General features: G+C 70.4%; 26 protein-coding genes. 10 read left to right on the forward strand and 16 right to left on the reverse strand.

What is annotated here, in order from left to right; all coding sequences use genetic code 11:
• Positions 1–76: 76 nt before the first annotated feature.
• Together BJ991_RS02465 and BJ991_RS02470 are read right to left on the reverse strand one after the other, a co-directional pair.
• Complete coding sequence (locus BJ991_RS02465; RefSeq protein ID WP_179487160.1) at positions 77–391, reverse strand: hypothetical protein; 315 nt, start codon at positions 389–391, stop codon at positions 77–79.
• 55 nt (positions 392–446) lie between these two features.
• A complete protein-coding gene (locus tag BJ991_RS02470) occupies positions 447–1,331 on the reverse strand; it encodes an ROK family protein (protein WP_179487162.1) in 885 nt (294 codons plus the stop codon).
• A 75-nt stretch (positions 1,332–1,406) separates the two neighbouring features.
• On the opposite strand from BJ991_RS02470, the gene BJ991_RS02475 reads away from it, so the two are divergent.
• Both BJ991_RS02475 and BJ991_RS02480 read left to right on the forward strand, forming a co-directional pair.
• A complete protein-coding gene (locus BJ991_RS02475) occupies positions 1,407–2,549 on the forward strand; it encodes an NAD(P)-binding domain-containing protein (RefSeq protein ID WP_179492413.1) in 1,143 nt (380 codons plus the stop codon).
• Positions 2,550–2,635: 86 nt separating this feature from the next.
• Positions 2,636–3,319, forward strand: a complete 684-nt coding sequence (locus tag BJ991_RS02480; protein ID WP_179487164.1) for a dihydrofolate reductase family protein — start codon at positions 2,636–2,638, stop codon at positions 3,317–3,319.
• Here the strand turns inward: BJ991_RS02480 and BJ991_RS02485 are convergent.
• Positions 3,316–3,942, reverse strand: a complete 627-nt coding sequence (locus BJ991_RS02485; protein WP_179487166.1) for a LysE family transporter — start codon at positions 3,940–3,942, stop codon at positions 3,316–3,318. The two genes, BJ991_RS02480 and BJ991_RS02485, sit on opposite strands and share 4 nt — an antisense overlap.
• 68 nt (positions 3,943–4,010) lie before the next feature.
• On the opposite strand from BJ991_RS02485, the gene BJ991_RS02490 reads away from it, so the two are divergent.
• Entirely contained in the window at positions 4,011–4,433 is a 423-nt protein-coding gene (locus BJ991_RS02490; RefSeq protein WP_179487168.1) for an Lrp/AsnC family transcriptional regulator, read from the forward strand.
• Between the two features lie 6 nt (positions 4,434–4,439).
• Here the strand turns inward: BJ991_RS02490 and BJ991_RS02495 are convergent, their stop codons facing one another.
• The 5 genes from BJ991_RS02495 to BJ991_RS02515 all read right to left on the reverse strand — a co-directional run bounded on the left by BJ991_RS02495 (position 4,440) and on the right by BJ991_RS02515 (position 9,549).
• Complete coding sequence (locus BJ991_RS02495; RefSeq protein WP_179487170.1) at positions 4,440–5,723, reverse strand: MFS transporter; 1,284 nt, start codon at positions 5,721–5,723, stop codon at positions 4,440–4,442.
• The gene (locus BJ991_RS02500) at positions 5,720–6,349 is read right to left on the reverse strand and encodes an ArsR/SmtB family transcription factor (protein ID WP_179487172.1); all 630 of its coding nucleotides are present in this window, start codon (positions 6,347–6,349) and stop codon (positions 5,720–5,722) included. Before BJ991_RS02500 ends, BJ991_RS02495 begins: the two co-directional genes overlap by 4 nt.
• 68 nt (positions 6,350–6,417) lie before the next feature.
• A complete protein-coding gene (locus BJ991_RS02505; protein WP_179487174.1) occupies positions 6,418–7,665 on the reverse strand; it encodes an alpha/beta hydrolase in 1,248 nt (415 codons plus the stop codon).
• A gap of 26 nt (positions 7,666–7,691) precedes the next feature.
• A complete protein-coding gene (locus BJ991_RS02510; RefSeq protein WP_179487176.1) occupies positions 7,692–8,492 on the reverse strand; it encodes an alpha/beta fold hydrolase in 801 nt (266 codons plus the stop codon).
• 10 nt (positions 8,493–8,502) lie between these two features.
• Positions 8,503–9,549, reverse strand: coding sequence for a zinc-binding dehydrogenase (locus BJ991_RS02515; protein ID WP_218852841.1), 1,047 nt, complete (start codon positions 9,547–9,549; stop codon positions 8,503–8,505).
• Between the two features lie 192 nt (positions 9,550–9,741).
• Here BJ991_RS02515 and BJ991_RS02520 point away from each other — a divergent pair, with 192 nt between their 5' ends.
• The gene (locus BJ991_RS02520) at positions 9,742–10,851 is read left to right on the forward strand and encodes a YihY/virulence factor BrkB family protein (RefSeq protein ID WP_179487178.1); all 1,110 of its coding nucleotides are present in this window, start codon (positions 9,742–9,744) and stop codon (positions 10,849–10,851) included.
• On the opposite strand, the gene BJ991_RS02525 is transcribed toward BJ991_RS02520, so the two are convergent.
• The 3 genes from BJ991_RS02525 to BJ991_RS02535 form a co-directional block, all read right to left on the reverse strand.
• Positions 10,829–12,499 (reverse strand): MFS transporter, encoded by a 1,671-nt coding sequence (locus tag BJ991_RS02525; protein WP_343048620.1) that lies wholly within the window; start codon positions 12,497–12,499, stop codon positions 10,829–10,831. The genes BJ991_RS02520 and BJ991_RS02525 overlap by 23 nt on opposite strands.
• A complete protein-coding gene (gene glsA / locus BJ991_RS02530; RefSeq protein ID WP_179487180.1) occupies positions 12,496–13,554 on the reverse strand; it encodes a glutaminase A in 1,059 nt (352 codons plus the stop codon). The genes BJ991_RS02525 and glsA overlap by 4 nt, the downstream gene beginning before the upstream one ends.
• Positions 13,555–13,645: 91 nt before the next feature.
• Entirely contained in the window at positions 13,646–13,816 is a 171-nt protein-coding gene (locus tag BJ991_RS02535) for a CsbD family protein (protein ID WP_179487181.1), read from the reverse strand.
• Between the two features lie 183 nt (positions 13,817–13,999).
• Here BJ991_RS02535 and BJ991_RS02540 point away from each other — a divergent pair, with 183 nt between their 5' ends.
• The gene (locus BJ991_RS02540) at positions 14,000–14,680 is read left to right on the forward strand and encodes a PhzF family phenazine biosynthesis protein (RefSeq protein WP_179487182.1); all 681 of its coding nucleotides are present in this window, start codon (positions 14,000–14,002) and stop codon (positions 14,678–14,680) included.
• Positions 14,681–14,790: 110 nt separating this feature from the next.
• On the opposite strand, the gene BJ991_RS02545 is transcribed toward BJ991_RS02540, so the two are convergent.
• Positions 14,791–15,354 (reverse strand): dihydrofolate reductase family protein, encoded by a 564-nt coding sequence (locus BJ991_RS02545; protein ID WP_179487183.1) that lies wholly within the window; start codon positions 15,352–15,354, stop codon positions 14,791–14,793.
• Here BJ991_RS02545 and BJ991_RS02550 point away from each other — a divergent pair.
• The 3 genes from BJ991_RS02550 (at position 15,308) to BJ991_RS02560 (ending at position 19,651) form a co-directional block, all read left to right on the forward strand.
• Positions 15,308–16,000 (forward strand): putative immunity protein, encoded by a 693-nt coding sequence (locus tag BJ991_RS02550; protein WP_343048621.1) that lies wholly within the window; start codon positions 15,308–15,310, stop codon positions 15,998–16,000. The two genes, BJ991_RS02545 and BJ991_RS02550, sit on opposite strands and share 47 nt — an antisense overlap.
• Positions 16,001–16,122: 122 nt before the next feature.
• Positions 16,123–16,974: a P-loop NTPase family protein gene (locus BJ991_RS02555; RefSeq protein WP_179487184.1), complete on the forward strand. Its 852-nt coding sequence runs from the start codon at positions 16,123–16,125 to the stop codon at positions 16,972–16,974.
• A 172-nt stretch (positions 16,975–17,146) separates the two neighbouring features.
• Positions 17,147–19,651, forward strand: a complete 2,505-nt coding sequence (locus BJ991_RS02560; RefSeq protein WP_343048622.1) for a transglycosylase domain-containing protein — start codon at positions 17,147–17,149, stop codon at positions 19,649–19,651.
• 27 nt (positions 19,652–19,678) lie between these two features.
• On the opposite strand, the gene BJ991_RS02565 is transcribed toward BJ991_RS02560, so the two are convergent.
• From BJ991_RS02565 to dnaB, 4 genes are all read right to left on the reverse strand, one after another.
• Positions 19,679–20,113 (reverse strand): cupin domain-containing protein, encoded by a 435-nt coding sequence (locus BJ991_RS02565; protein WP_179487185.1) that lies wholly within the window; start codon positions 20,111–20,113, stop codon positions 19,679–19,681.
• A gap of 169 nt (positions 20,114–20,282) precedes the next feature.
• Complete coding sequence (locus BJ991_RS02570; RefSeq protein WP_179487186.1) at positions 20,283–20,597, reverse strand: hypothetical protein; 315 nt, start codon at positions 20,595–20,597, stop codon at positions 20,283–20,285.
• A 146-nt stretch (positions 20,598–20,743) separates the two neighbouring features.
• Positions 20,744–21,610, reverse strand: a complete 867-nt coding sequence (locus tag BJ991_RS02575) for an alpha/beta fold hydrolase (protein WP_179487187.1) — start codon at positions 21,608–21,610, stop codon at positions 20,744–20,746.
• A 59-nt stretch (positions 21,611–21,669) separates the two neighbouring features.
• Positions 21,670–23,043, reverse strand: a complete 1,374-nt coding sequence (gene dnaB / locus BJ991_RS02580) for a replicative DNA helicase (protein WP_179492424.1) — start codon at positions 23,041–23,043, stop codon at positions 21,670–21,672.
• Between the two features lie 602 nt (positions 23,044–23,645).
• Between dnaB and BJ991_RS02585 the strand changes: the two genes are divergently transcribed.
• Positions 23,646–24,689 carry a hypothetical protein gene (locus BJ991_RS02585; RefSeq protein ID WP_179487189.1) on the forward strand — a complete coding sequence of 348 codons (1,044 nt, stop codon included), beginning with the start codon at positions 23,646–23,648 and terminating at the stop codon, positions 24,687–24,689.
• A gap of 91 nt (positions 24,690–24,780) precedes the next feature.
• Complete coding sequence (locus tag BJ991_RS02590) at positions 24,781–26,331, forward strand: beta strand repeat-containing protein (RefSeq protein WP_179487191.1); 1,551 nt, start codon at positions 24,781–24,783, stop codon at positions 26,329–26,331.
• Positions 26,332–26,410 lie beyond the last annotated feature (79 nt).

A 26,410-nucleotide genomic window follows, 5' to 3' on the forward strand; every position in this document is an offset into this window, starting at 1 on the left:
TCGACATGTCGTGCACTCGGCGCCAAGTCGTGCACTCGGCGGCGGCGCGGGCGCGGGCGGGATCCAGGCTCCGTGCTCAGCCACCGGGTGCCGGCGCGGCTCCGATCCCGCGGTGGGCCGCCCACCGCTCGGCGGCGCGACCGGCGGCGGACTCCACGAGCGCGACGAGCTCGGGGCGATCCGGCATCCGGAACGGGACGTAGCCCGACCGCCCGCCCTCGAGCGGCCTCCCGTACGCCTTGACCGCGAGCGTGCCGTCGGGCATCAGCCGGACGTTGAGCGTGTGCAGCTCGAACCTCTGCCCGCGGCGCGCGTCCGTCCACCGCAGCTCTTCGGGGATCGTGACGTTGATCGCGAGCGCGCTCACCTCGACTTCGCCGAACTCAGCCATCCGCCCATTCTCGCGCGGCGGGCTTCACCTGGCGACAGGTACCCGGAACGCCGAATCACGCCGCGCGGGCGGCCGCGAGATGAAGTGCCCCGATCACCCCCGCGCGGTCGCCGAGGCCCGGCGGCACGAGGTAGGTGTCGGGATGATTCGACGGATGCTCCGCCCCCAGCGCCCCGCGGATCTCGCGCACGGACGCCTCGCGCACCGCGTCGAGAAGTCCCGGGATCTTCATGGCCCCGCCTCCGATGACGATCCGCTGCGGCCGGTACGCGTAGGTCACGGTGGCGATGAGCTGGCCGAGGTAGTGCGCCTCCGTCTCGACCGCGCGTTCGAGGAGGTCGCCGAGCTCTCGCGTGGGGCGACCCCACCGCTTCGCGATCGCCGGTCCTGCAGCAAGGCCCTCGACGCAATCGCCGCCGTGGAAAGGGCACACTCCCGCGAAGTCGTCGTCGGGGTGGCGCCGCATCGCGATGTGCCCGAGCTCGGGGTGCGCGGTGTCCGAGAAGGGACGTCCGCCGATGAGTGCCCCGACTCCCACTCCGGTGCCGATCGTGATGTATGCCGAATCGAGAATGCCGCTGCTCGCGCCCAGCGCGTGCTCGCCGAGAGCCGCTCCCGTGACGTCCGAGACGATCGTGTGCGGGCGTCCGCCCACGAGATCGGCCAGCGGAGCGCCCGCCCATCCGGGCTTCGGAGTGGCGGTCACCGAACCGAACCCCGGGGAGTTCGGATCGATGTCGACGGGACCGAACGCGGCAATTCCTGCGTGCGTGATCCCCTCATGCCGCTCGAGGAATGCGCGCAGCCGCGCCCCGACCTCCTCGGGTGCCGTGGTCGGGATCTCGATCTCGTCGATGATGCGTCCGGGGTCGTCCACGCGGGCCACGGCCGCGACGATCTTGGTTCCTCCGGTCTCGACTCCGGCGATGAGCTGCGTCATGACGACAACGCTAGGCCACGGGCGACGGATGCCGCGCGGAAGGTTCCGCGACGGCCGGCTGTTGCATCCGCCGTGATCTCCGAACTCCGCCGCGCGACCGTCGTCGTCATCGGCGGCGGGCAGGCGGGGCTCTCCGCCGCGTTTCACCTGCAGCGTCGGGGAATCGCGAGTGCCGTCGACGAGCCGGATGCCGCGCGAACCTTCGTCGTCCTCGATGCCGCGCCGGCGCCGGGTGGCGCGTGGCAGCACCGCTGGCCGTCGCTCACGATGGCGACCGTCAACGGGATCTTCGACCTTCCCGGCATCCGTCAGCCCCCGGTCGACGACCCCGAGCCGAGCCGCGAGGCGGTGCCGCGCTACTTCGCGGCGTACGAACGCGAACTCGCGCTGCCGATCCTGCGACCCGTGCACGTGAGCGCCGTGCGCCGCGCGGACGACTCTCCGACCGGCGAACTCGTCGTCGAGACGGACGGCGGCATCTGGATCGCCCGCTTCGTCGTCAACGCGACGGGCACGTGGGACAACCCCGTGCTGCCGGACCACCCCGGCACGGACAGCTTCCTCGGACGCCAGCTGCACACGCGCGAGTACCGCTCAGCCGCCGAGTTCGCGGGCCGGCGCGTCGCGATCGTCGGCGGAGGCATCTCGGCCATCCAGCAGCTCGAGGAGATCTCGCGAGGAGCGACGACGTTCTGGTACACCCGCCGCGAGCCCGCCTTCATCGACGGCGAGTTCACGCCCGAGACGACCGGCCGCGAGACGATCGCGAAGGTCGTCGCCGATGTCGAAGCCGGTCGACCGACGGGGAGCGTGGTGGGCTACACGGGCCTCCCGTGGACCCCGTACGCACGCGCGGCGAAGGCACGCGGGGCGCTCGAGCGCCGTCCGATGTTCACGGCGATCGAGCCGCACGGGGTGCGCGAGGCCGACGGATCGTTCACGCCGGTCGACGCGATCCTGTGGGCGACGGGTTTCAAGGCGTCGCTCTCGCACCTCGATCCCCTCGGGCTGCGCAACGAACTCGGGGGCATCGCGATGCGGGGCACGCAGCCTCTTCGCGAGCCGCGCGTGCATCTCATCGGCTTCGGTCCGTCGCAGTCGACCGTCGGCGCCAATCGCGCGGGTCGCGAGGCGGTCTCCTCGATCGCGCGGCAGCTCGCCGACGAGGACGCCGAGCGGCGGGTGGCGGATGCCGCGGCATCCGTGTCGTTCGCCTGAATCGCGAACCGCCCCTGTCGCCGTGTCGGCGAGTGGGTCTAGCGTTCCAAGAGCGTGTCGATCCGCGCATTTCGGAGGTGCATGGCATGTCTCTCGTTCGCGTCCAGAACTTTGCGATCTCGCTCGACGGCTTCGGCACGGGCGAACCGCAGAGCTTCGACGAGCCGTTCGGGCACGCCGGCGAACGCCTTCATGAGTGGATGTTCGCGACGCGCTTCTGGCACGCGATGTCGGGTGAGCCGGGCGGCTCGGACGGCATCGACAACGCGTTCGCCGAGCGGCACGAGACGCTGGGCATCGGCGCCGAGATCATGGGCCGCCGCAAGTTCACGCCCGAGACGGGTCCGTGGGCGAAGGTCGGCGAAGAAGACGAGTGGCGCGGGTGGTGGGGCCCCAACCCGCCCTTCCACACTCCCGTGTTCGTGCTGACCCACTACCCCCGCCCGGCCATGGAGATGGAGGGCGGCACGGTGTTCCATTTCGTCGATGCGACGCCCGAAGAGGCGGTCGCGATGGCGAAGGAGGCCGCCGGCGGTCGCGACGTCCGCCTCGGCGGCGGTGCGACGATGATCCGCGAGTTCCTCACCGCCGGCGTCGTCGACCGGGCCCACTTCGTGGTCGTGCCGATCGTGCTCGGCCGCGGCGAGCGGGTGTGGGACGGGCTCGAGGGCCTCGAGGCCGACTACGGCATCGAGCAGGTGTCGTCGCCGAGCGGCGTCGTGCACGTGACGCTCACCCGCCGCGGGTTGTCGCAGTCGAACGCGTCCTAGGCCAGCGCGCGCACGAGCAGGGCGACGCCGAACCCCGCGACGATCACGTATCCGACGACCACCGTGAGGTGCTGCACGCGTGGTGTGGCACGACGCCCGAAGAGGGCGCCCGCCGCGACGAGCACCGTCTGCCACGCGAGGGATGCGACGCCCGCGCCGACGACGAACAGCGCCGCCGCGAACGGCTCGTCGTGCAGGTCGGCGAGCCCGGTGGCGATCGCGACGAAGTAGACGACCGTCGCCGGGTTGATGAGCGTGAGACCGAAGAACAGGGGATAGCCGCCGAGGGCCGACCCCTCGACCGGAGGGCCGCCACTGGCAGGAGCCGGCCGCGAGAAGCCCTTCCTCAGCCCGAGTGCCGCGATGCCGACCAGCGCGATCCCCCCGACGACCGCGGGCCACGGCTCGATGCGCGCGATGAGAGGCGCCACCGCCGCACCCGCGACCACGGCGATGAGACAGTAGAGCGCATCGACGCTCGCGACACCGGCCGCAGCGGCAAGGCCTGGACGGATGCCGCGCCGCATGCCCTCTTGGATGAGCAGCACCCCGATCGCGCCGACAGGCACCGCGATCGCGAAGCCCGCGAGGGCTCCGCTGGCGAGCGCGGTGACAGGGTTCATGTCGGAAGTATCCACCCCGGGCCGAGCCCGCCCCGCAAGATCCTCGGTCGCACGGGTAGATTCACCACATGGACCAACTCGATGAACGGATTCTTGCGATTCTCGTCGAGGACGGACGCGCTTCTTTCAGTGGGATCGGACGCGAGGTCGGCCTCAGCACGAACGCCGTGGCGGCCCGGGTTCGCCGGCTCGAGCGCGCCGGGGTGATCGTCGGATACCGTGCGGTGCTCGGGGTCGACGCTCCTGCGGGAGCGACGGGCGCCATCGAGGCGTTCATCGACGTGCGGCTGCGCGCCGATCGCGACTCGGAGGAGTTCCTCGAGTGGGCGCGGGCGCTTTCCGCGGTGACGGATGCGGCGCACGTCACGGGCCCGTACGACTACCACCTCCACATCCGCGTGCCCGACATGGCGGCCCTCGACATGCTGTTGCGCTCGCTCAAGAAGGAGGGCGGCGCCGAGCAGACGCACACGCGCATCGCGCTGCGCTGAGACGGCCTACGCGACCGCCTCGCCCGTCGCACCGTCGCCCGCGAGGCCCTCGTCCGAGCGAGTCGAGGCGGTCGTTCGAGCGGTCGCGGCGAGCACCGCGCCGAGCAGCACGGCGGCGACCGTCACCCAGATGAGCACGCGGTAGTCCGCGATCGCGAGGAGCCCGGCGCCCACGATCGACACCGCCGTCTGCGGGACGTTGATCGACACGTTCGCGGCGGCCGCGGTGCGACCCTGCAGAGCGTCCGGCGTGAGCCGCTGGCGCATCGTCGCGAAGCCGACGACGGTGATCGGGATCCCGAACCCGGCGACGACCATCCCGCACGCGGCGATCGGCAGCGAGCCGAGCGGCAGGAGCGCCGAGCCGAGCGCGAGCATCACGAGGCCGAGCGCGGCGGCGCGTCCCTCGCCGAGCCTCGTCACGAGGGTCGCCGACAGGATGCCGCCGACGAGTGCCCCGACGCCCTGCAGCGGCACGAGCCACCCGATGGCCGCGGCATCCGCCTTCATCGCGTCCAGCGCCGGGAAGATGATGACGTTCATCAGCCCTGTCGCGCCGAACGCGACCGCGATCGCGAATGTCAGGCGGCGCAGCGGCACGATCCGGAAGATGTGCTCGAAGCCGGCGACGAGCTCGCGGACGTATCCGCGGGACTCGGTGTGCTCGGGAGCCGCGTCGCCCACCGGCAGGCCGATGAGGGCGACGGCGCACGCCGCGAAGCACGACGCGGTGAGCAGCACGACGGCGTGGGCGCCGAACGCCACGTAGAGCGCGGTTCCGATGAGCGGGGAGATCAGTCGCAGGCCGTTGTCGATCGTCGAGAGGACGCCGTTGCCGCTCGCGAGCTGGTCGTCGCGGAGCATCCCTCGAATGATGCCCGACTGCGCGGCGGCGGTCACGTATCCGCCCGCGCTGTAGAGGAAGATCACGACGTAGATGAGCCAGAGCTGGCTCGAGCCGTCCACGAGCAGCAGCGACAGCACGATGAGCGCCATGGCCACGTTGTTCGCGACGAGGAGGCGCTTGCGCGAGACGCGGTCGGCGATCATGCCGATGAACGGGGCGAGGATCGCCGGGACTCCGAGCGCCACGAAGACGAACGCGGCGGCGACGTCGGATCCCGTGAACTGCTTCACCCACACCGCGACCATGAGGTAGAGGGCGCTGTCGCCGAGGTTCGTGAAGACCCACGCGGTGGACAGGCGACCGAAGCCCGGCGCCTCGAACGCGATGGGGAGGCGATTGCGGCGCGGCGCGGCGTCGGCGGTCTCGGATGTCTCGGTGCTCATCGGGGCTCCTCGGGGGCGGGGCTGGCGATCGGGTCGGGGTTGACGACCGCGAGGAACCGCGCGTGGCGCGCCCCCGGAGGCCGCTTGGACGGGTCGGCGCTGCGGCCTTCGAATCTGTCGGTGAGGTTCTGCACCTCGCGGCTGAACTCCGCGAGCTCTTCGGCGGTCGCCCAGAACGCCGACCGCGTGAACGTCGAGGCCTGCACCCAGCGGTCCTCCTCCTGCTCCACGCGCGAGAAGTACTCGCGCACGCGCAGGAACTCGGACTCGAGGCCGAGCTCGGCGACCGCCTGGACGGCGAGGAGCGAGCCCGGCACGTCGGGGTCGGGACGCAGGTCGAAGTCCTTCGTGCGCACGCGCCACGGCTTCTCGCGCCCGCGCCGCTCGGCGCGCTCGATGTACCCGTACTTCTCGAGGATCCGCAGGTGGAACGAGCAGCTCGCCGGCGACTCGCCGACCACCTCGGCGCACTCGGTCGCCGTCGCCTCGTCGACGTCGCCGAGGTAGTCGAGCAGCGCGAGACGGAGGGGGTGGGCCAGGGCACGGATGCGCGCGGGGTCGGAGATGCGCTCGTGCGCACCGCGCTCGGCGCCCGGCTCGCTCTGCGGCTTCTCGTCGGACGTCATGAGACGAGACTAAATACTAAAGTCTTCTTTCGCAATACTTCTTTAGAATCGGCCGGATCGAGAACGCGTCAGCGCACGCGGCGCCCGTGGGCGAGCTCGATGAGCCGCTCGAGCACGTCCCCCGCGCGGAGGCCGTTGTGCTCGTGCTCGCTCGTGATCCACGGGAGGACCCCCGGGATCAGGCCGGACGTCTCGATCGCGAACTCGAACGGCACGAACGCGTCGTTGACGTAGATCGAGGTCGCACCGCGCGCGCCGGATGCCGCGATCGCGCCCGCGTCGTAGAGGCGAGGCCACTCGACTTCCGCGAGCGCGAGCGTCACGTCGCGCCACGGCTGCAGGCCGGGCACCGTGTCGAGCCACTCGCGCCGCACGTGCTCCCCCGTGAGGAGGGTCGGGTCGTCGCGGAAGTCGTCGGGCTCGGTGCGCTCCGCCGACCACTGCGTCGCGAACCCGTCGGCGTAGCTCGACTCGTGGAACACGTAGTACAGCGGGTTGCGCGCGCTGAACGGCAGCGCGGCGGCGAGGTCGTACCGGAACGCGTTCGTGCCGGGGTCGTGCTCGAGCAGCGTCCACAGCGACTGCCACCCGTCGTTCGTGCCGAGCAGCATGCCGACCGAGCGCAGGCGCGACACCGACAGGACCTCACCGGACGGGAGACGGATGCCACCGGCATCCGCGAGATCGGCGAGTCGACGCATCGCGTCGCGGTGCTCCGGGAACCGGCGGTAGTACCGCTCGGACTCCGTGCGCATCTTGTCGTACGTCGCGGAGTAGATCTCGTCGGGGTGGCGCCCGAGCGCGCTCAGCCCGCCGGTGATGTAGACGTCCTGGAGCGACGAGGCGTCCGTCGACAGGTACGCGAGCGTGGTGAATCCGCCGAGCGATTGGCCGAGCACGCTCCACGTCGTGGCGGCGAGGTGCTCGCGCATCGCCTCGCAGTCCCGCACGATCGCGTCGGCGCGCAGGTGCGTGATGCGCTCGACGAGCTCATCCGTGCCGCGCTCGAGGTCGGCGTCGCCGACCGGAGTCGAGCGGCCGGTGCCACGCTGGTCGAGCAGCACGACGCGGTACTGCTCGAGCGCGGCGTCGAGCCAGTTCGGCGCGGACGGCGAGTGGAACGCCCGCGGCGACTCGTGGCCGGGACCGCCCTGGAGGAACACGAGATACGGCAGGCTCTCGCCGCCGTCGCGCGCGACGACCGCGGCGTGCACGTCGATCGTGCGCCCGTCGTCCGGGTCGCCCCACACCAGGGGAACGGTGATCGTGTGGTCCTCGATCGTCAGGTCCTGCAGGCGGCGCGTCGTGACAGGCATACGCCGAGACTACGGATTCGCCGCCGTCACGTCTCGCCGAGGAACTCGATCGCCGCCTCGCGGAAGGCGCGCGAACCGGGGGCGTTGAAGTGGTGCCGGCCGGGGATCTCGACGAACCTCCCCTGCGGGCACGCCGCCGCGAGCGCGCGCGATCCCTCGATGATCGCGTCGAGCGAGCCGGTCGCGAAGAGGATCGGCTGCGCAGGCGCGCGCGACGGGTCGGGGTCGACGGTGCCCGACATGCGCATGCCCTCCGCGATCGCGAGGAGCGCGCGCAGGTCGTTGCCGCGGACGCGCTCGGTCAGGCGGATGTAGTTCTGGGTCGAGGCATCCGTCACCGGTGTTCCGTCTTCGATGTACGACCGCGCCTGCGGGATGTCGAGGCGTGCGAGCGGGATGCCGTCGGGCACGCCGCCCAGCACCGCACGTTCGATGCGTCCGGCGAAGTCCTGGGTGACCTCCCACCCGACGCGCGCGCCGAGCGAGTACCCGACGTAGCTCGCAGTGTCGACGAGGTATGTGTCGAGCACGGCCTCGACATCGCTCGCGAGCAGGCGCAGGTCGTACTGGTGGGGCTCGTGCGGCTTGTCGCTGCTGCCGTGTCCTCGTTGGTCGAGTGCGAGCACGCGATACCCGGTGCGCCGGAGGTCGCGGACCCACCCGGTGCTGACCCAGTTGTCGCGCGTGTTCGATGCGAAGCCGTGCACCACGACGACCGTCGGGGCGCTGTCGTCGCCCCACGAGTAGGTCGCGATGCGATAGCCGTCGCCCACCATGACGTAGACCGGGTCCGGCATCTCGGTCAGCTCGGCGAACGGAGTGGTCATACCAAGGACACTAAGGGGCGATGAGCACCTTGAGGGCCTCGCGTGCGTCCATCTCGGCGTAGGCGCGCGCGATCTCGTCGAGCCCCAGCGTGCGGTCGAACACCCGGCCCGGGTCGATCGATCCGGCGAGCACGTGCGGGAGCGCCTCCTCGATGTAGGCGCGCACGGGAGCCGGCCCGCCGGTGAGCGTCGCGTTCTTGTAGAAGAGCGCCCGCCCGACGGGCGCCTGGTCGTACTGCGGCACACCGACCCGGCTGATGATCCCGCCCGGGCGCACGATCCCCATCGACTGCTCGAGGGCGGGCATGAGCCCGACCGCCTCGATCACGACGTGCGAGCCCTCGCCGCCCGTGAGCTCCATCACGCGCGCGATTCCGTCGTCGCCGCGCTCGGCCACGACTTCTGTCGCGCCGAACTCGACGCCGAGATCCGTGCGGTCCTTGTGGCGGCCCATGAGGATGACGCGCTCCGCGCCGAGCTGCCTCGACGCGAGCACGGCCGAGAGGCCCACGGCGCCGTCGCCGACCACGGTCACGGTCCGTCCAGGCGCGACGCGGCCCATGTGCGCCGCGTGATACCCGGTGAGGTAGACGTCGGAGAGTGTCAGCAGCGAGGCCAGCGTGCGCTCCTCGAGGGCGGCGGGGTCCGCATCCGGAACCTTCACCAGACTGCCGTCGGCGAGCGGGATGCGCGCGAGCTCGGCCTGCAGCCCGCCGACGTCCGGGGAGCCGTAGAAGCCGCCGTGCACGCACGACGTCTGGAACCCCTCGCGGCAGAAGACGCACGTGTTGTCCTGGTACGCGAAGGTCGCGATGACGAAGTCGCCCGGAGACAGCGTGCGCACGTCGGCGCCGACCTCTTCGACGACCCCGATCATCTCGTGGCCCATCGGCCGTCCGGAGGTGCGGGGCGGCAGAGAGTGATACGGATGCAGGTCCGACCCGCACACGCACGCGAGCACCGTCCGCACGATCGCGTCGGTCGGCTCGCGGAGGACGGGGTCTGGGACCGTCTCGACCCGCACATCTCCCGGGCCGTACATGAACGTCGCCTTCATTCCGTCTCGCTTCCTTCGTTCGCAGCTGGACCCGGCGCCACGCCCGCCGCCGCCCGTGGCCGGGAAGCCGAGTGGGGAGGCGCCGGGCTGTCAAGCCCCTGCGCACGATCGCACGCCTCGTCCTATCGTGCCTGTTCCCGCACACGGAGGATCCACCATGACCGAGAACCGGCCTCGAACGGGGGCGGCGCGATGAGCGAGCCGCGACACGAGGAGCCCGCCGACCGCAAGCAGGAGCGCGCGCCGCATCCGGAGGATCCCCGCAAGCCAGACAGCCCCACCGACGTGAAGAAGCGCTCGTGGGGCTACATCCTCAAGAAGACGTACCGTGAGTTCCTCGACGACCAGGCGACCGATCTCGCGGCCGCGCTCACGTACTACGCCGTGCTGGCGGTGTTCCCGGCGCTGCTCGCGATCGTCTCGATCATCGGCCTGTTCTCGGATCCCGAGACGACGGTTCAGGCGATGCTCGACTTCCTCGCCGGGATGCTGCCGCCCGACTCCCTCGCGATCATCGAGGAGCCGCTCTCGAACCTCGCGCGGTCGCCCTCGGCCGGTCTCGCCTTCGTCGTCGGAATCGTGGGCGCGCTGTGGTCCGCCTCCGGCTATGTCACCGCATTCTCGCGCGCGATGAACCGCGTGTACGAGATCGACGAGGGCCGCCCCTTCTGGAAGCTCCGGCCCGCGATGCTCGGCATCACGGTCATCGGCATCGTCGCCGCCGTCATCGCCGCCGCGCTCGTCGCCCTCTCGGGACCGGTCGCCGAGCAGGTCGGCTCCGCGCTCGGTCTGAGCGACGTCGCCGTCGCGGTCTGGGACGTCGCGAAGTGGATCATCGTGGCGTTCCTCGCCGTCGCGATCGTCGCGATCCTCTACTACGCCACTCCGAACGTGAAGCAGCCGAAGTTCCGCTGGATGAGCCTCGGCGCGCTCGTCGCGCTCGTGACGTGGGCCGCGGCATCCGTCGGCTTCGGCTTCTACGTGCTCAACTTCTCGAGCTACCAGGCGACCTACGGCGTCATCGGCGGTGTCATCGTCTTCCTGCTGTGGGTGTGGATCTCGAACCTCGCCCTGCTGTTCGGCGCGGAGCTCGACGCCGAGGTCGAGCGCGGTCGGCAGCTGCAGGCCGGCATCGAGGCCGAGGAGGCGATCCAGCTCCCGCCGCGCGACACGCGTGTCAGCGAGAAGCGCCAGAAGAAGCGCGAGGAGGAGATCGCGGACGGCCGGCGTCTGCGCGAGACGGAGGGCGGGTCGGAGCGCGAGAGCGACGACGAGCTCGTCAGCGGCCGTCGAGATCAGTGACGTCGGATGCCTCGGCGAGCGCCGCCTCGCCGGTCGCGACCGATTCGGGGATGTCTCCGGGCTTGAACCCCGGCAGGCGGCTCGCGGGCACGATCGCGATCGCGCTGACGCCGGCGAGGATGAGCAGACCGACCTTGAGCGCCCCGAGGCGCGCGGACTCGTTCGCCTCGACGGCCGCCTCCACCTGGCTCGGTGACGCATCCGTCTCTTCGAGGATCTCGCGCAGGCGGTCGTTGCTCACGAAGTTCGTGCGGTCGAGGTCGACCTGTGAGACGAGCTCGTCCGGGAGCTCGGGGTGCGCGGCGACGGCCGAGAAGACGTTGACGCTCAGAAGCCCGACGAGCAGGGCGCCGGCAACCGCGGTGCCGACCGCCGACGCGAGGTTCTGCGTCGTGCCGCGCACCGAGCCGACGTCGCCGGCGAGCTCCTTCGGCGACGCGGTGACGAGCACGTTGAACACGAGCGTCACGAGCGCGCCCTGACCGACGCCGAAGACGAAGAGCCCGAGGATCGTGGGCAGTGTCTCCCAGTTGTTCGTCACGACGAGCGCGAGCCACACGAGCGCGACCGTGGTCAGCCCGAACGAGAACATGCCGATCGCGCGCGGGGTGAAGCGCCGGTAGAACCGCACGACGATGATGGCTGTGAAGAAGACCGTCAGGTTGAACGGCAGCATCGCCAGCGACGTGTCGAACGGCGTCCTGCCCTGCACGATCTGGATGTAGAGCGGGATCGAGAAGTTCAGCGCCGCCTCCAGCGCCACCACGATGAACATCGCGTAGATCGCGGCGCGCTCCTGCGTCGATCCGAAGATCGAGAGACTCACCAGCTGCACGCGGCCCTTCGCGGCGGACCGCCGGGTCCAGAAGAAGAACAGCGGGACCAGCACGATCCCGACCACCATCAGCACGGGCGCGGGTGAGAGCCCGAGGATGTCGAACGGGGCGTCGAGGCGGGCGGCGAACAGACCCCACGTGTTGAGGTTGTTGACGCCGACCGTGAGCGACACGATGCCGAGGCCGATGAGCACGGCGCCGACGTAGTCGATCGTGACGTCGCGGTTTCCCGGCACGTCGAGCAGCGTGAAGCTCAGCGCGAAGGCCGCGACCGCGAACACGAGCACCACGATGAAGACGGGGCGCCATCCGACAAGCGTCGCGAGAGTTCCGCCGAGCAGGAACGCCGTCACTCCGGCGAGGGCGCGTGCGGATCCGAGCGACCCGATCGCGGTCTCCTGCTGGCGCCCGCGATAGTTCTCGGCGATGAGCGCGACGAGCGACGGCACGATGATGGCGGCGGATGCCCCGGCCAGCGCCTGCGCGACGATGATCCAGATCGCGGACGGCGCGAGGATCATCATCACCGCGGATGCCCCGAACACGGCGACCACGGTGCGGAACATGATCACCCAGCCGACGCGCTGGCCGATCTTGGCCCCGACCATGACCAGCGCGGCGACGAAGATGCCGTACGTGACGATGGCGGTGCTCACGACCGTCGGAGGCACGCCGAGCGTCTCGACGATCCCGCCGAGCGACACCGGCAGCGCGGCCACGTTGTACGACATGAGCATCTGCGCGAGGAAGAGCCCTGCCATCGGCATCCATGAGCGGCGGGCGGTCTCGGTCGAGGCCGGGTCTGCGGTCACGCGCGTGCTCCTGTCGGATGCGCCGAGGCGGCTGTCGTCTCGGGCTGCGGCGGGGCCGGGCGGGCGGCCGACGCGAAGATGTTGAGCCCGAGCGCGCGCGACAGGTACGCCGTCGCGATCTGCCCGCGCACACTGTTGCCGGCTTCGTCGAGCCGCGGTGCGAAGGCGCCGATCCCGACCTTGCCCGGCGCGACGGTGACCAGCCCGCCCGCGACGCCGGACTTGCCGGGCAGCCCGATCTCGAACAGCCACTCGCCGGAGCGCTCGTACAGTCCGCTCGAAGCGAGCACCGCGAGCGTGTCGCGGCATACCTCGGCCGACACGACGCGCTCACGGGTCTCCGGGTTGACGCCGCCGTCGGCGAGCGTCGCCGCCATGACCGCGAGGTCGTGGGCGTCGACGAGCAGCGCGCACTGCCGCGTGTACACGTCGACGACCGCGGACGGATCGAACCGGATGCGCCCGTAGCTCCCGAGCAGCTGCGCGATCGCGCGATTGCGGTGGTTGGTCTCTGACTCGGAGCGGTACACCTCTTCGTCGACCTCGAGCCGGCGCCCGGCGAACCGCGACAGTCCCGACGCGATGCCGGCCCACTTCTCCTCTGCGGTGTCGCCCGGCATGAGAGCGGTCGTCGCGATCGCGCCCGCGTTCACCATCGGGTTGCCCGGATGCCCCTCGTTGAGCTCGATCGCGACGATGGAGTTGAAGGCGGACCCGGTGTTGTTCACGCCGACGATGTCGAAGACCTCTTCGTGTCCGAGCGCTTCGCACAGCAGCGCGTAGACGAACGCCTTCGAGATTGATTGGATCGAGAAGCGCACCCCCGAGTCGCCGATGTCGTGCGCGACCCCGTCGACGCCGACGACGCTCACACCGAAGAGCTCGGGATCGACGCCCGCGAGGATCGGGATGTAGTCGGCGACGGCGCCCTCGTGGTGACCGAGCGCTCGCGCGTGCGCCGCGGCGAGCAGCTCGTCGATGCGTCCTCCCGCCGGCAGGTTGCCCGTCTCGGCAACCTGCAGTACGTCGTGCACGTCGAGGTCGCGCTCACGCATGGCCTCACGGTACTGCGCTTGGCGGCCGGGCGGGGGGTGGACGACGAGAAGCGCCCCCGCCCGCGGGGCGGGGGCGCTTCGGTGCCTAGATCTACTTGAAGGCGTCCTTGACGTTCTCGCCGGCCTTCTTCAGGTTGGCCTTCGTCTGGTCGGCCTGACCCTCAGCCTCGAGGCGCTCGTCGTCGGTGCCCTTTCCGACAGCTTCCTTCGCCTTGCCGGCGGCGTCCTGGGCGGCATTCTGAATCTTGTCGTCAAGACCCATGTCGGCTCCCTCCTGACAGATCCGGGCCGTTCCCGGAAGTAGGTCAACGATAAGAACCGCTTCGGATGCCGCCAGGGGGGTCGACGCGGGACGCGAGATGCGCTAGACGCCGGCCGGGGCATCCGCGACCCCGCGCGTCAAGTGACTCGCACTCGCCGCCGCGCCCTGCGAGAATCCCCAAGCGTGGGCCTCTTCGCCGATGTCGTGAATGTGTTCGTCGACTCCCGCGGGCAGCATGGCAATCCGCTCGGGATCATCTGGTCATCCGATTCGACCCGCGGCCAGGAGCAGCAGATCGCGAGCGACCTCGGATTCAGCGAGACGATCTTCATCGACGACTTCGCCGACGGCGAGTGCCGCGCGCGGATCTTCACGCCCACGCGCGAGCTCGCCTTCGCGGGGCATCCGACCGTCGGACTCGCCGCGTGGCTGCGCGGGAGCGGCGACGACATCCGCACGATCGTCGTGCCTGCGGGAACGGTGCGCGTGCGCGCCGAGGGCGATCTCGTCTTCGTCACGGCCGCGCCGGAGTGGGGGCCGGTGTTCGACTTCGAGCAGCTCGAGTCGCCGCGGGATGTCGAAGCTGTCGACCCGGCCGCGTACGGCGGCGGGATCTACTACGTGTGGGCGTGGATCGACGAGCGGGCGGGCCACCTCCGTGCGCGCATGTTCGGGCCCGCGATCGGCATCCCCGAGGACGAGGCGACCGGCGCCGCGGCGATCCGCCTCGCGGGAATGCTCGGCCGCGACCTCGAGATCACTCAGGGCCACGGATCCCAGCTGTTCACGCGAGTGGTCGACGACGGCCGGCTCGTCGAGGTCGGCGGGCGCACGGCGGACGTCGGGAGCATCGAGATCCGCTGACCGGATCCGCGGCGGACGGCGGCGAGAGGACCGCGCCGTCGGCCCTCGACCACGGTCGGCATCGGATGCCGCGAAAGGGGTTGTGTGGAGCATCCGGCCCCGCGCCGCCGTCAGCGGACCACGCGATGGCGCAGGTAGACGACGCCGTTGCCGAAGACGCGCGTCTCGAGCAGTTCGAGGTCGACCTTCTTCTCGTTGCGCGAGAAGAAGGGGATGCCGCCGCCGAGCAGCACGGGGTAGATGCGCACGCGGTACTCGTCGATGAGGTCGGCGTCGGCCGCCGCGGCGGCGAGCGTCGCGCCGCCGATCGCGATCTCGCCGTCGCCCGGCTCGGCGCGCAGGCGCTGGATCTCGTCGGCGATGCTGCCCGTCGCGAGCCGCGCACTGCCCCGCACCTCGGTGAGGGTGTGGGAGAACACGACTTTCGGCAGCGGGTTCCACAGCGACGCCCACTCCCGCTCGTCCTCGCTGAAGGACTGCGCCGCGTCGGGGTCCTCCCAATAGAGCATCGTCTCGTAGAGCTTGCGCCCCAGGAAGTGCACGTCGACGCTGCGGATCTCTTCGATATGGGAGCGGAAGATCTCGTCGTCGGGCGCCGACCAGTCGATGCCGCCGTCGGGATCGACGATGAAGCCGTCGAGCGACATCGTCATCGAGAACGTCACCGTGCGCATCAGGGATGCCTCCTCGCTGGGGTACCGTGCCGAGGCTACTCCCGGCGTGCGACTCGGCGGCGCCGGCGGCGCGATGTGCGAGAGTGCTCACGTGCCATCGGACCTGTCGCCTCAATCGCTCAGCGAGGAGGATCGCCGTCTCGTCGCCGCGTGGGCAGCGGACTGCGCCGAGCGCGTGCTGCCGCTGTTCGAGGCGGAGGCGCCCGACGACGACCGTGCTCGCGACGCGATCGCGCGAGCACGGGCCTTCTCACGTGGCGAGCTCAGCGCGGCCGAACAGATCCGCCGCAGGTTCGTCGCCGGTCGGGCCGCCCATTCCGCGACGTCTCCGGCGGGGGCGGCAGCCGCTCGCGCCGCCGCTCAGGCGGCGGGAGTGGCGCACATGGGCGCGCACGCTCTCGGCGCGGCCGCCTACGCCGCGAAGGCGGTCGCCCTGACGGCAGAGGATGGACAGGACGCACACGCCGCGAGCGCCGAGCTCGAATGGCAGCTCGAGCGGATGAGTGCGGAAGCGGCATCCGCTCTTGGACGATTGCCGCCAGTCGGTGAGGACTCCTCCGGCCCACTCGGCTCGGGGCTTCTCGCGTCGGGCGACCTCGGGGCGCACATCCGGCGGGTCCAGGGCGCCCTCCGCTCGCCACGCTAGCCCGAGCCTGCCGAGACGCCTGTCCGTCCGGGCCCGTCGAGATCGCACGGATCACCGCCGAGATCTTCGGGTCGTGGTCATTCGTGCGATCTCGATCGGGGCAGAGCGCCTACGCTTGACGGGTGAACGGACTCGGCCGCGCCCGCGGCGTCGTGATGGTCGAGGGCCTACCCGGTTCGGGCAAGTCCACCACCGCCGACGACCTGGCGAAGTGGCTCACCGCGAACGGCGCCACCGCCCATCACTGGCCCGAGGGGCGCGCCGATCACCCCGTCGATTTCGAGCACGTCTCGCTCCTGTCCGACGGCGAGTACACCCGCATCCGCGACGAGGACCCGCAGTCGTGGCATCGGCTGGACGCGCGAGCCGAGCACTATCCCGGCATGTGGCTCATCCGCCACACCGACAAGCTCGACCTGCCGCCCGCGCTCGCCGAGACGATCCGCGGGCGGGACGCGTACGACGGCGACGTCTCGCCGCAGCTGCACGCACGGGTGCTGTCCGAGAGCTGGCGGCGATACGGTTCGCGGATGCCGCAACCCGGCATAGAGGTCTGGGAGTGCGTCTTCATCCAGAACCCCGTGTGCGCCTTCATCGCCCGGTTCGACCAGCCGGTCGACGCCCTCACGGCGCACGTGCAGGGCCTGGCCGCAGCGATCCGCGGTCACAATCCGATGCTGGTCTACCTGGACGCGGGCGATCCCGAGCCGGTGCTGCGGGCCGTGGCATCCGAGCGTCCTGACTGGTGGCTCGACCTCGTGATCCCGTACCACACGCAGCAGGGCTACGGCCTGCGACGAGGGCTGGAAGGCTTCGACGGCTACGTCGAGTTCATGCGGATGCGCCGCGAGCTCGAGCTCGAGCTGCTCTCGAAGCTCGACCTGCCGACGCTGCTGATCCGCACCGACGAGGAGCCGAGGAGTGCCACCGCGGAGCGCGTGCATGCGTTCGTAGAGGAGCATCTCGTCGCGTAGCGCGCCGCTCCTCACCCTCGCGGAGCGCCGGGATTGCGTGAGTTGCAGGCTTGAGGCTGCGACGGTTGTGATTCGTGCAATCTCGCGAACCATATTCTCGGTCCGATAACAACCCGTCGCACAAACGGGAGGGGTCTGAGATGCTGTCACCAACCGCACATTGGATGCCGTCGTGAAGCCGATCAAAGAGGTTTCTCCGCAGGTGGGGCTTCCGCCCTACAGGCGCACGATCGCCGGGGTGCTCGGCGGTCTCGCCGGGCTCGCGGTTCTGAGTGTCATCGCGGGGTTGCTGGTCGTCGCTCCCCTCGCACCCGCGATCGCCATCGCCGGACATGCCGCGAACTCGGCGGCGACGCTCTTCGACGGCCTGCCGAGCTACCTCGAGATCGATCGGCTGATGCTGCCGACGACGATCTACGCCCGCGATCCCGACACCGGCAAGGACGTCGAGCTGACGAAGTTCTACGACCAGAACCGCGTTCCGGTCGAGTTCAACCAGGTCGCGCCCGTGGTGTACGACGCCATCCTGGCGTCGGAGGATCCGCGTTTCTACCAGCACGGCGGGGTCGACATCATCGGCACGACGCGGGCGTTCATCCGCAACGCGCAAGGCAGCCAGATCCAGGGCGGCTCCTCGATCAGCCAGCAGTACGTCAAGAACGTGCTCGTCCAGCGCTGCGAGCGCGACGCGAAGTCCGAGCCCGTCCTCGATGAGAACGGTGAGCCCGTCAAGAACGAGGACGGGACCGACAAGGTCATCCCGCGCGAAGAAGTCCTGCTGAACTGCTGGCTCGACGCGACCGAGGCGAGCGGCATCGACGGATACCACCGCAAGCTCCAGGAGATCCGCTATGCGATCCAGGTCGAACGCGAGTATTCCAAGACCGACATCCTTCTCGGCTACCTGAACATCGCGAACTTCGGTGGACGGACGTACGGCATCGAGGCCGCCGCGCGCTACTACTTCAGCACGTCCGCGGCGAAGCTCACGCTCGGCCAGGCCGCGGCGCTGGCGGGCATCGTGCAGAACCCCAACACGTACCGCATCGACCGCCCCGAGGGGTCGATCTTCGGCGAGGACGGCACCCGCTTCAACAAGGCGGCGGACGGGTCGATCGAAGACGTCGGCCGCGGCACGCTCGCGGGCCTCGACTCGCTGCTGGCCGGGGGCGTGATCAACCAGGAGCAGTACCTCGCCGCAGGCGACCCCTACAGCGCGACCAAGGGGCGGCAGCTCTATGTGCTCGACCGGATGCGGGAAGAGGGGCGCATCACGTACGACCAGTACGTCGCCGCCGCGCTCGAGCCGATCACGCCCGCGATCCAGCCGCCGCGCACGGGATGCGTGTCATCGTCCGCGCCGTTCTTCTGCCAGTACGTCGTGAACACCATCCGCTACGACCCGGACTACGCGGCGGCATTCGGCGAGACGGCTGAGGATCGTCAGCAGTCGCTCACCCGCGACGGCCTGAGCATCTACACGACGATCGACCTGCGGCTGCAGGGCGCGTCGCAGGATGCGATGTGGCGGTACGCGCCCGTGACGCTCCCGGGCATGAACTTCGGTGCGGCATCCGTCAGCATCGAGGTGAGCACCGGACGGATCCTCGCGATCAGCCAGAACAACCGGTTCACCGAGGACCGCGACGTCGCCGCCTCCGACCCCGCGTTCACCTCCCTCGTCTATGCCGGGGACGCTGTCCACGGTGCGTCGGACGGGTTCCCCACCGGGTCGACGTTCAAGCTCTTCACCCTCGTCGACTGGCTCGAGAAGGGGAAGTCGCTGTTCCAGAGCGTGAACGGCAACGTGCGCGCGATCCGACGCCTGCAGGACCGCTGCGACGGCACGTGGGTCAACCTCGAGAACCACGTCGTCCGCAACTTCGGCGGCGTCCGCGGCTACACGGGGACTCCGATGCAGTTCACGGCGCAGTCGCTCAACAGCGGCTACCTCGGCATGGCGGAGCAGCTCGACCTGTGCGACATCGAGACCGTCGCGGCGCGCATGGGCGTGACCCGCGGCACGGGCGATCCCATCGACCTCAAGGGCGCGGCGGCGATCATCGGCACCGAGAACATCGCGCCCGTCGCGCTGGCCGCCGCCTATGCGACGGTCGCGAACAACGGCGTCTACTGCATCCCCCGCTCGATCGAGCGGGTGGTGGACGCCGACGGCCAGAACATCCCCGTCCCCGGCAACCGGTGCTCACAGGCCATCAGCCCGGAGGTCGCCGCCGCCACCGCCTTCGCGCTGCAGGGTGTGGTGCGCCCCGGCGGCACCGGATCCGGCGGCAACCCGAACGACGGCACGCCCATGATCGGCAAGACGGGCACGCACGAGCAGATCCAGACGTGGCTCGTCGAGTCGAGCACGCGCGTGACCACGGGGGTGTGGGTCGGAAACGCCGTCGGGTTCGGCGACGTCTTCCGCGCGTGGCACAACGGACGCCAGCTCTCCACGATCCGGCTGCCGCTCGCGCGCGACATCCAGGCCGTCGCGAACCAGCTCTACCCCGGCGGCGGCTTCCCGGCGCCTCCCGCCGAGTACCTGCGTCGCCCCGCCCCGCCGCCGCCCGCGGACGACGATGGCCCGGGCGGACCCGGCGGTCCGCCGCCCGAGGACGAGGACAACTCCGGTCCCGGCCGCGGTCGCGGTGGTGGCGGCGACGACGACTGAGTCGTGCGATCTCGCTCCGGCGGCGATTCAGTTGACCCAGGGCATCGGGCGCTCGGGATCGCGCGAGCTGTCGTTCGGCAGGTGCGGCAGCTCCTCGCCGCCGGCGCGGATGCACAGCCACCGCAGCTCGCCCGGGCTGTCGGGCCGCGCCCGCCACGTGCGCCACACCCCCTGCCCGACGCGCACGACCGAGCCCGGCTCCACGTCGACGACGACGTCGTCGAGGCCCATCTGCCCGAGGCCTTCGAGGAACACGTAGAGCTCCTCGATGCGATCGTGCTTGTGCCAGTACCCCGCCTCTTCACCCGGGACGAGCGCGTTCGCGGTGAGCCCGATGTACTGCATCGTGAGCTCGTGATCGACGACGCGGCGCCCGTCGCGCGACCGCGACTCGACGAACCCGCCGAAGTGGCCGCGCCATTGGTCGAGTGCTCCGATCTGGGTCACTTGGTAGTCGCTCACGCGGTCGCTCCTCTGCGCTCGGGGGCTAGAACGCCGACGATACCGGCTGCGGATGGCCCGCCTCCCCGCCCGCGACACGTCGAGATCGCGCGTTTCACCGCCGTGCCCCGACGCGCGCGGTGATTCGTGCGATCTCGGCGGGACGACTCAGCCGCCCTGCGCCCTCGAGCTACCACCGCGTGTACAGGAACGTCTGCACGATGACTGCGAACGCGACCTGAACGATGAGGCCGGCTCGCCGCCAGCGCTCGGACAGCAGCGCGACGCCGAGCAGCAGCCAGGGGACGAAGGGCAGCCAGATGCGCTCCACCTCGGCGCGGCTCATCTGCGAGATCGTCGCGGCGACGCACATCGCGCGCCCCACCAGAGCGAGCGCGGCGACGGTCCGACGCGTGCGGGAGTCGTCGTCGGCGCTGCGACCGAACGCGTCGACGGCGGCGACAGCGAGACCGGCGCCCACCCACGGCCCGGCGCTGATGGCCATCGCGATCTCGATCAGCGCGACCGTCGTCTCGCTGGGCGGTGCCGTCGTGCTGGGCCGGCGGGTCCGGCCTGGGTCTGGCGATCGCCCACGGCATCGTGAAAGGTCGCGGGCGCCGTCTGAGCCGAACTCGCGACGGCGGACCAGGCTCACGCCGTGTCGAGCACCTCGCGAAGCCTGGCGGCGAAGGCCTCGGGTTGCCCGGCGTACCCGAACTCGCCGCCCATGAAGCCGCCGTGATGGCTCGGGAACACCGTCGCCTCCTGGTCGAGCTGCTCGGCCAACGCGAGCGCGGTTCGGCCGGTGTACACCTTCATCGACTCCTCGCCGACTGCGACCACGATCCGCGTCGGCACCGCTTTCAGCGCCTCCACATCCGGCCGATAGTGTGTCACCGCCCACGAGCGGTCGGACAGCAGCGGATCGTCGCGCGAGCCGTCGTCCTCGGCCGGCAGCCCGAATGCGGCCGGGTCGGGCACCGACTGCGCCAGATGCTCGTCGGTGACCTCGCCCTCCCACGACGTCATCGCGATGAACGCGGCCATCCCCGCACCCCAGCCCTTCTCCTCGTAAACCCGGGTGTAGGCCTCTCGAGCGCGCTGGACAGCGTCGGCATCCGGCAGGACACAGTCGATAGGCGGTTCGTGCGCGACCAGTGTCGAGACGTCATCCGGATGCGCCGTCACCAACGCCAGCGCGGTCACCGCGCCACCGCTGCTGGCGAACATCTGCACCGGACCGACGCCGAGCGCCTCGATGATCGCGTGGACGTCCTCGGCCTGGACTTCCGGCTCGTTCGTGACCCCGCCGTCTTTCCGCTTGCTCCGGCCGAGGCCCCGAGGGTCGTAGGTGACGACGGTGCGATCGTGGAACAGCTTCACCTGGGCGTCGAAGCCGCTCGCGTCCATCGGCTGCCCGATCATGACCAGCGGCGGCCTGTCGTCGGCCGTCGGCAGCGGCCCGTGGACGTCGTAGACGAGATCGACCTCCGGCAACTCGAGGGTGTACTGCGTCATCGACGACCTCCTCATTGACGGCCGGACGGGGATTCTCCGGCCGGGGCTCACCTTGCCACTTACCCGAAGTCCCCCACCGCCATGTCGGCGAACCGCGAGAAGTGACCCTGGAAGGCGACGGTCACGGTGTCGGTCGGGCCGTTGCGGTGCTTCGCCACGATCAGGTCGGCCTCGCCGGCGCGCGGGTTCTCCTTCTCGTAGGCGGCCTCGCGGTGCAGCAGGATCACCATGTCGGCGTCCTGCTCGATCGAGCCCGACTCGCGCAGGTCGGAGAGCGCCGGCTTCTTGTCTGCGCGCTGCTCCGGGCCACGGTTCAGCTGCGACAGCGCGATGACCGGCACCCCCAGCTCCTTGGCGAGCAGCTTGAGCGCACGCGAGAACTCCGAGACCTCCTGCTGACGCGACTCGACGCGCTTGCCCGAGGTCATGAGCTGCAGGTAGTCGATGACCACCATCTTGAGTCCGACGCGCTGCTTCAGGCGGCGGCATTTCGCGCGGATCTCGACGAGCGTCATGTTGGGCGAGTCGTCGATGTACAGCGGCGCATCGTTGATGCGGCCGCGCGTCGCGGCGATCGTCGTCCAGTCGCGCGAGTCGAGCGTGCCCTTGCGCATCGCCTGCAGCGGAACCGCGCCCTCGGCGCTCATGAGGCGCATCGCGATCTCGCTGCGGCCCATCTCGAGCGAGAAGAAGATCGTGGGCATGTCGTGCTTGATCGCGGCCGCCCGGGCAAGGTCGAGCGCGAGCGTCGACTTGCCGAGCGCGGGTCGCGCCGCGATGATGATGAGCTGTCCGGGGTGCAGTCCGTTCGTGAGCTGATCGAGCTGAGCGAACCCGGTGGGGATGCCCGTCATCTGACCGTCACGACCGCGGGCCGCCTCGATCTCGTCGACCGCCGCGTCGACGGCGACGGTCAGCGGGACGTAGTCCTCGGACTCCTGTGCCGAGCCGACCGAGTAGATCTCGGCCTGCGCGTTGTTGACGAGCTCGAGCGCATCCCCCTGGCCGGCGTACCCCATCTGCACGATGCGGGTGCCTGCTTCGACGAGGCGACGGAGCAGCGCGCGCTCGGCGACGATCGACGCGTAGTAGCCGGCGTTGGCCGCGGTCGGCACGATCGACGTGAGCGAGTGCAGATAGTCGGGGCCGCCGGCACGCTGCAGCTCGCCTGTCTTGATGAGCTCGTCGGTCACGGCGACGACGTCGGTCGGCTCGCCGTGCGAGTAGAGCGTGAGGATCGCCTCGAAGATCAGCTCGTGCTTCGGGATGTAGAAGTCCGGCCCGCGCAGCGTCTCGATGACGTCGGCCACTGCGTCCTTCGAGAGCAGCATCCCGCCCAGAGCGCTCTGCTCGGCGAGGAGATCATGGGGAGGCGTCCGTTCCGCTTCGCGCGGTCCGCCAAGGCGGTCTTCGGAGATGTCGGCTATCGACACGGTTCCCCATACCTCCCACAGCAGCTCGAGCACGACAGGCGGCCGACGGATGCGCCTGAGCACACTCGCATGGTCGTTCGGCCTGCGGGCGGCACGCCGCCGCATCCGTGTTGAGCACAACACGAACCACCGACATCAGTCGTCGTCGCAAGCCTCGAACCTGTCTCCTCCGACAGTCGAGCGCACCCCCCGATTGGGCCGAAGCCCACGCTAAGGAGAGCGTGTCGGGGATGCAACAGCACCTGTGGATAACTATGTGGAGAGTCTGCGAGAAACGCCGACAGACCTGTGCACAACCGTTGTGGATAACGGTGCGCACTCAGCGGACGCTCAACTTTTTTATCGCCTCCGACCTGGTGTTTTCTCAAACTCACGCTGTGGATGCCGATGTGATTAAAGTTGGCCTTGAAGGTTTGCGCCGCAGGTCGCGCCTGTGCACAAACCGCGGGATTCCGCAAATCCATGCGGTCCGAAATCTCCGGCTTTGCGGCGACGCGCGCAAGGTTGCTGGACACAGCGCGGATCATCCACTACGGTCGGAGATCCAGGCACCCTCAGACGCGTTTCGCACGAAACGCGAGACTTCGTCATGGGAGGTGAACGTGGAGATCGCACACTCGCCCTCGGGCTCGAGGTTCGTGCGCCTGGCCCTGATCGGGGCCGGACTCGCGTTCGCCTGGTTCGTCCTCTCGATCGCACTCGGGTTCGCCTCGAGCGACGCCCGTGCGGACGACGCGACCGACGACTCCCGCGGCGCAGCGCTTCTGAGCGGTGTCACCACCGTGCTCGACCGCACGACTTCAGCGGTGACCTCGACCGTGTCGTCCGCCGTTCCGGCTGTGACGGATGCGGTCAAGAGCGTCCTCTCGGCCGTGCCCGCGCCGGCTGCCCGGCAACCTGCCCCACAGCAACCCCCGCCGCAGCAGCCCGCGCCGGCACCGCAGCAGCCCGCGCCGGCACCGCAGCAGCCCGCGCCGGCACCACACGAGCCCGGTCCGGGAATCGTCTCGCCGGTCGTCCAGATCGTCGCCGCTCCGGTCGTCGATGTCGTCGACTCCGGCCTCGTCTCGCAGCTCACGGCACCCGTGGTCGCGACCCTCGGCCGCGTCCCGGTCGTCGCCGACGTCGTCGCGCGCCTCGGGCTCGACGCCGCGGTGACCGACACCGCCGCGATCATCGACCGCACGGCGAGCGAGGCGCTCCACCTCGTGGCCGACGTCGGCGCAGCCGTCGACGGCGTCCTGCCGGCGATCCCCGGCGTCATCGTGGCCGAACCGCCCGCTCCCGACTCCGCCGCGGCTCCGCCGCCCGCGGACGTGACGGATGCCGCGGCATCCGTCTCACCATCGCCAGCGCTCGCGCGCACGGCACGCAGCGTCGTGTTCGACGGCCCCGGCGCGTCGACGCCTCCACCCGGATCCCCCAGCTCGGCCGCGCCATCAGACGGCCCTTCGATCCCTGGTGCGGTGCCGTCTTCGGCGCCGCTGACCTCCACTGCAGGACCCGGTGGCACGGGTTCCGCCGCCTGGGCGCTCGTCGCCGCAGTTCCGTTCGCCGCACACCGTGCCTGGGTGCGCCGAGCCGGGCCCGCGAACGACGTCGCACCGGGCGCGCCTCTCTTCGCCACAGACGTCTCCCCCGACTGATCGGATCCCGCCGCCCTGCCTCACCGGGCGGCAGAGCTTCGGCGCGCCACCGGCGCGCGCAGTTCAGTGATCCATCACAAAAGGGGACATCATGCACGCTTTCATCAAGCGCGCCCTGTGGGGCACGCTTCTCGCCGGCGGCATCACGCTGCTCGGCGCCGCGGCCGCCAACGCGGCCGAACCGCCTCCCGAACCGGGACCCATCTCGTCGCTGCTTGCCGACGACGGGCCCGTCGACTCCCTCGTCGGCGATGCGATCGCCGACCCGATCCTCGGTGACGCGGGTGCCGTCGCGCCCGTGACCGACACGGTCGCGACCGTCGTCGACGACGTCACCGCCTCGTCGGCCGGCACCACGGTCGTCGACGCGCTGGTCGGCGGAGACTCCGCCGCGAACGACGTCGTCGGCGACGGCGCCCTGGTCGAGGGTGGCACCGTGGGCGACCTGGCCACCAACGTCGACGCGGTCCTCGACGACGTCGCCGCGGGTGATCTCGACGCCGCCCTCACGGACGTCGGAACCACGGTCGAAGACCTCGGCACGGCTCTCGACGAGACGGTGACGGATGCCGCGACCAACCTCGACGACCAGGTCGTCGACGGCATCGTGGCCGACGCCCTGACCGACCTCGGCGACGTGCTCGACGGCGGCGACACACCCGCCGAGCTCAGCAACCTGCTGCAGAACCTCGGCGCCAACGTCGCCGACACGGCGGACACGACGGGACTGGTCGAGGATGCGCTGACGACGACGCTGGAAGATGCCGAGGCCCCTGAGCACGGCGACGCGACCGACGACGCCGACGGCCTGCTGACCGACCTGACGGAGAACGACGGCCTCGTCGACGGACTCGCCGGCGACAGCGTGCTCGATCCGATCCTCGGAGACGACGGCACGCTGGAGCCCGCCACCGACGCGGTTGCAGACCTCGTCGACGACCTGACCGGCACCACCGCAGGATCCACCATCCTCGACAGCCTGCTGGGCTCCGACTCCGGACTCAACGACGTCGTCGGAGACGGGATCCTCGTCGAGGGCGGCTTGGTCGGAAACCTCGCCGACAACGCCGACGCGGTCCTCGACGAGCTCGGGGAGGGCGACCTGTCGGGCGCCGTGGACGACCTCGGCACCACCGTGTCGGACCTCGGCGACGACCTCGGCCAGACGCTCTTCAACGCCGCGGCGAACACCGCCGACCAGATCGTCGACGGCCTCGCGACCGACGCGGTCGCCGACGCCGGCGCGATCGTCGAGGCACTGACCTCGGGTGGGGATGTGCCGACGGCACTCGCCGCCACGGTGCAGAACGCGGGTGCCAACATCGGCGACGCGGTCGACAGCACGGGCCTGCTCGACCAGGCGCTCGTCGACCTGCTCGGCGACGCCGGCCCCGCTGGCGGAGGACCGGACACCCCGGGCGGACCTGACACCCCCGGCGATCCGGGAGATCCGCCGGGCGGAACCACGCCGGGTGACCCCGGTTCCGACGGAACGCCCGCCGCGGTGGGCTCGCCGGCGGCGTTCGACGGCGTGACAGACCTCGCCGCGACAGGAGGGACGGGCGCACTCGGCGTGCTGGCGATGGGGCTGCTGCTCCTCGCAGCCGGCGGTGTGCTCGTGTTGCGGCGACGCTCCGTGTGACCTGAGGGCGATCGTTCCCCAGGGTCGCCTTGGTCCTCGGAGCATACGGCGGGAGGGCCGTTGCCAGACGGCCCTCCCG

It is taken from the genome of Microbacterium immunditiarum, from assembly GCF_013409785.1.
Taxonomy (GTDB): Bacteria; Actinomycetota; Actinomycetes; order Actinomycetales; family Microbacteriaceae; genus Microbacterium; species Microbacterium immunditiarum.

What these genes read in the sequence shown, in the direction of transcription:
- BJ991_RS02465 (WP_179487160.1), bottom strand. Translation starts at nt 391, where the DNA reads ATGGCTGAGTTCGGCGAAGTCGAGGTGAGCGCGCTCGCGATCAACGTC.
- BJ991_RS02470 (WP_179487162.1), bottom strand. Translation starts at nt 1,331, where the DNA reads ATGACGCAGCTCATCGCCGGAGTCGAGACCGGAGGAACCAAGATCGTC.
- BJ991_RS02480 (WP_179487164.1), top strand. Translation starts at nt 2,636, where the DNA reads ATGTCTCTCGTTCGCGTCCAGAACTTTGCGATCTCGCTCGACGGCTTC.
- BJ991_RS02485 (WP_179487166.1), bottom strand. Translation starts at nt 3,942, where the DNA reads ATGAACCCTGTCACCGCGCTCGCCAGCGGAGCCCTCGCGGGCTTCGCG.
- BJ991_RS02490 (WP_179487168.1), top strand. Translation starts at nt 4,011, where the DNA reads ATGGACCAACTCGATGAACGGATTCTTGCGATTCTCGTCGAGGACGGA.
- BJ991_RS02495 (WP_179487170.1), bottom strand. Translation starts at nt 5,723, where the DNA reads ATGAGCACCGAGACATCCGAGACCGCCGACGCCGCGCCGCGCCGCAAT.
- BJ991_RS02500 (WP_179487172.1), bottom strand. Translation starts at nt 6,349, where the DNA reads ATGACGTCCGACGAGAAGCCGCAGAGCGAGCCGGGCGCCGAGCGCGGT.
- BJ991_RS02505 (WP_179487174.1), bottom strand. Translation starts at nt 7,665, where the DNA reads ATGCCTGTCACGACGCGCCGCCTGCAGGACCTGACGATCGAGGACCAC.
- BJ991_RS02510 (WP_179487176.1), bottom strand. Translation starts at nt 8,492, where the DNA reads ATGACCACTCCGTTCGCCGAGCTGACCGAGATGCCGGACCCGGTCTAC.
- BJ991_RS02515 (WP_218852841.1), bottom strand. Translation starts at nt 9,549, where the DNA reads ATGAAGGCGACGTTCATGTACGGCCCGGGAGATGTGCGGGTCGAGACG.
- BJ991_RS02520 (WP_179487178.1), top strand. Translation starts at nt 9,742, where the DNA reads ATGAGCGAGCCGCGACACGAGGAGCCCGCCGACCGCAAGCAGGAGCGC.
- glsA (WP_179487180.1), bottom strand. Translation starts at nt 13,554, where the DNA reads ATGCGTGAGCGCGACCTCGACGTGCACGACGTACTGCAGGTTGCCGAG.
- BJ991_RS02535 (WP_179487181.1), bottom strand. Translation starts at nt 13,816, where the DNA reads ATGGGTCTTGACGACAAGATTCAGAATGCCGCCCAGGACGCCGCCGGC.
- BJ991_RS02550 (WP_343048621.1), top strand. Translation starts at nt 15,308, where the DNA reads ATGAAGCCGTCGAGCGACATCGTCATCGAGAACGTCACCGTGCGCATC.
- BJ991_RS02545 (WP_179487183.1), bottom strand. Translation starts at nt 15,354, where the DNA reads ATGCGCACGGTGACGTTCTCGATGACGATGTCGCTCGACGGCTTCATC.
- BJ991_RS02570 (WP_179487186.1), bottom strand. Translation starts at nt 20,597, where the DNA reads ATGGCCATCAGCGCCGGGCCGTGGGTGGGCGCCGGTCTCGCTGTCGCC.
- BJ991_RS02575 (WP_179487187.1), bottom strand. Translation starts at nt 21,610, where the DNA reads ATGACGCAGTACACCCTCGAGTTGCCGGAGGTCGATCTCGTCTACGAC.
- BJ991_RS02590 (WP_179487191.1), top strand. Translation starts at nt 24,781, where the DNA reads ATGCACGCTTTCATCAAGCGCGCCCTGTGGGGCACGCTTCTCGCCGGC.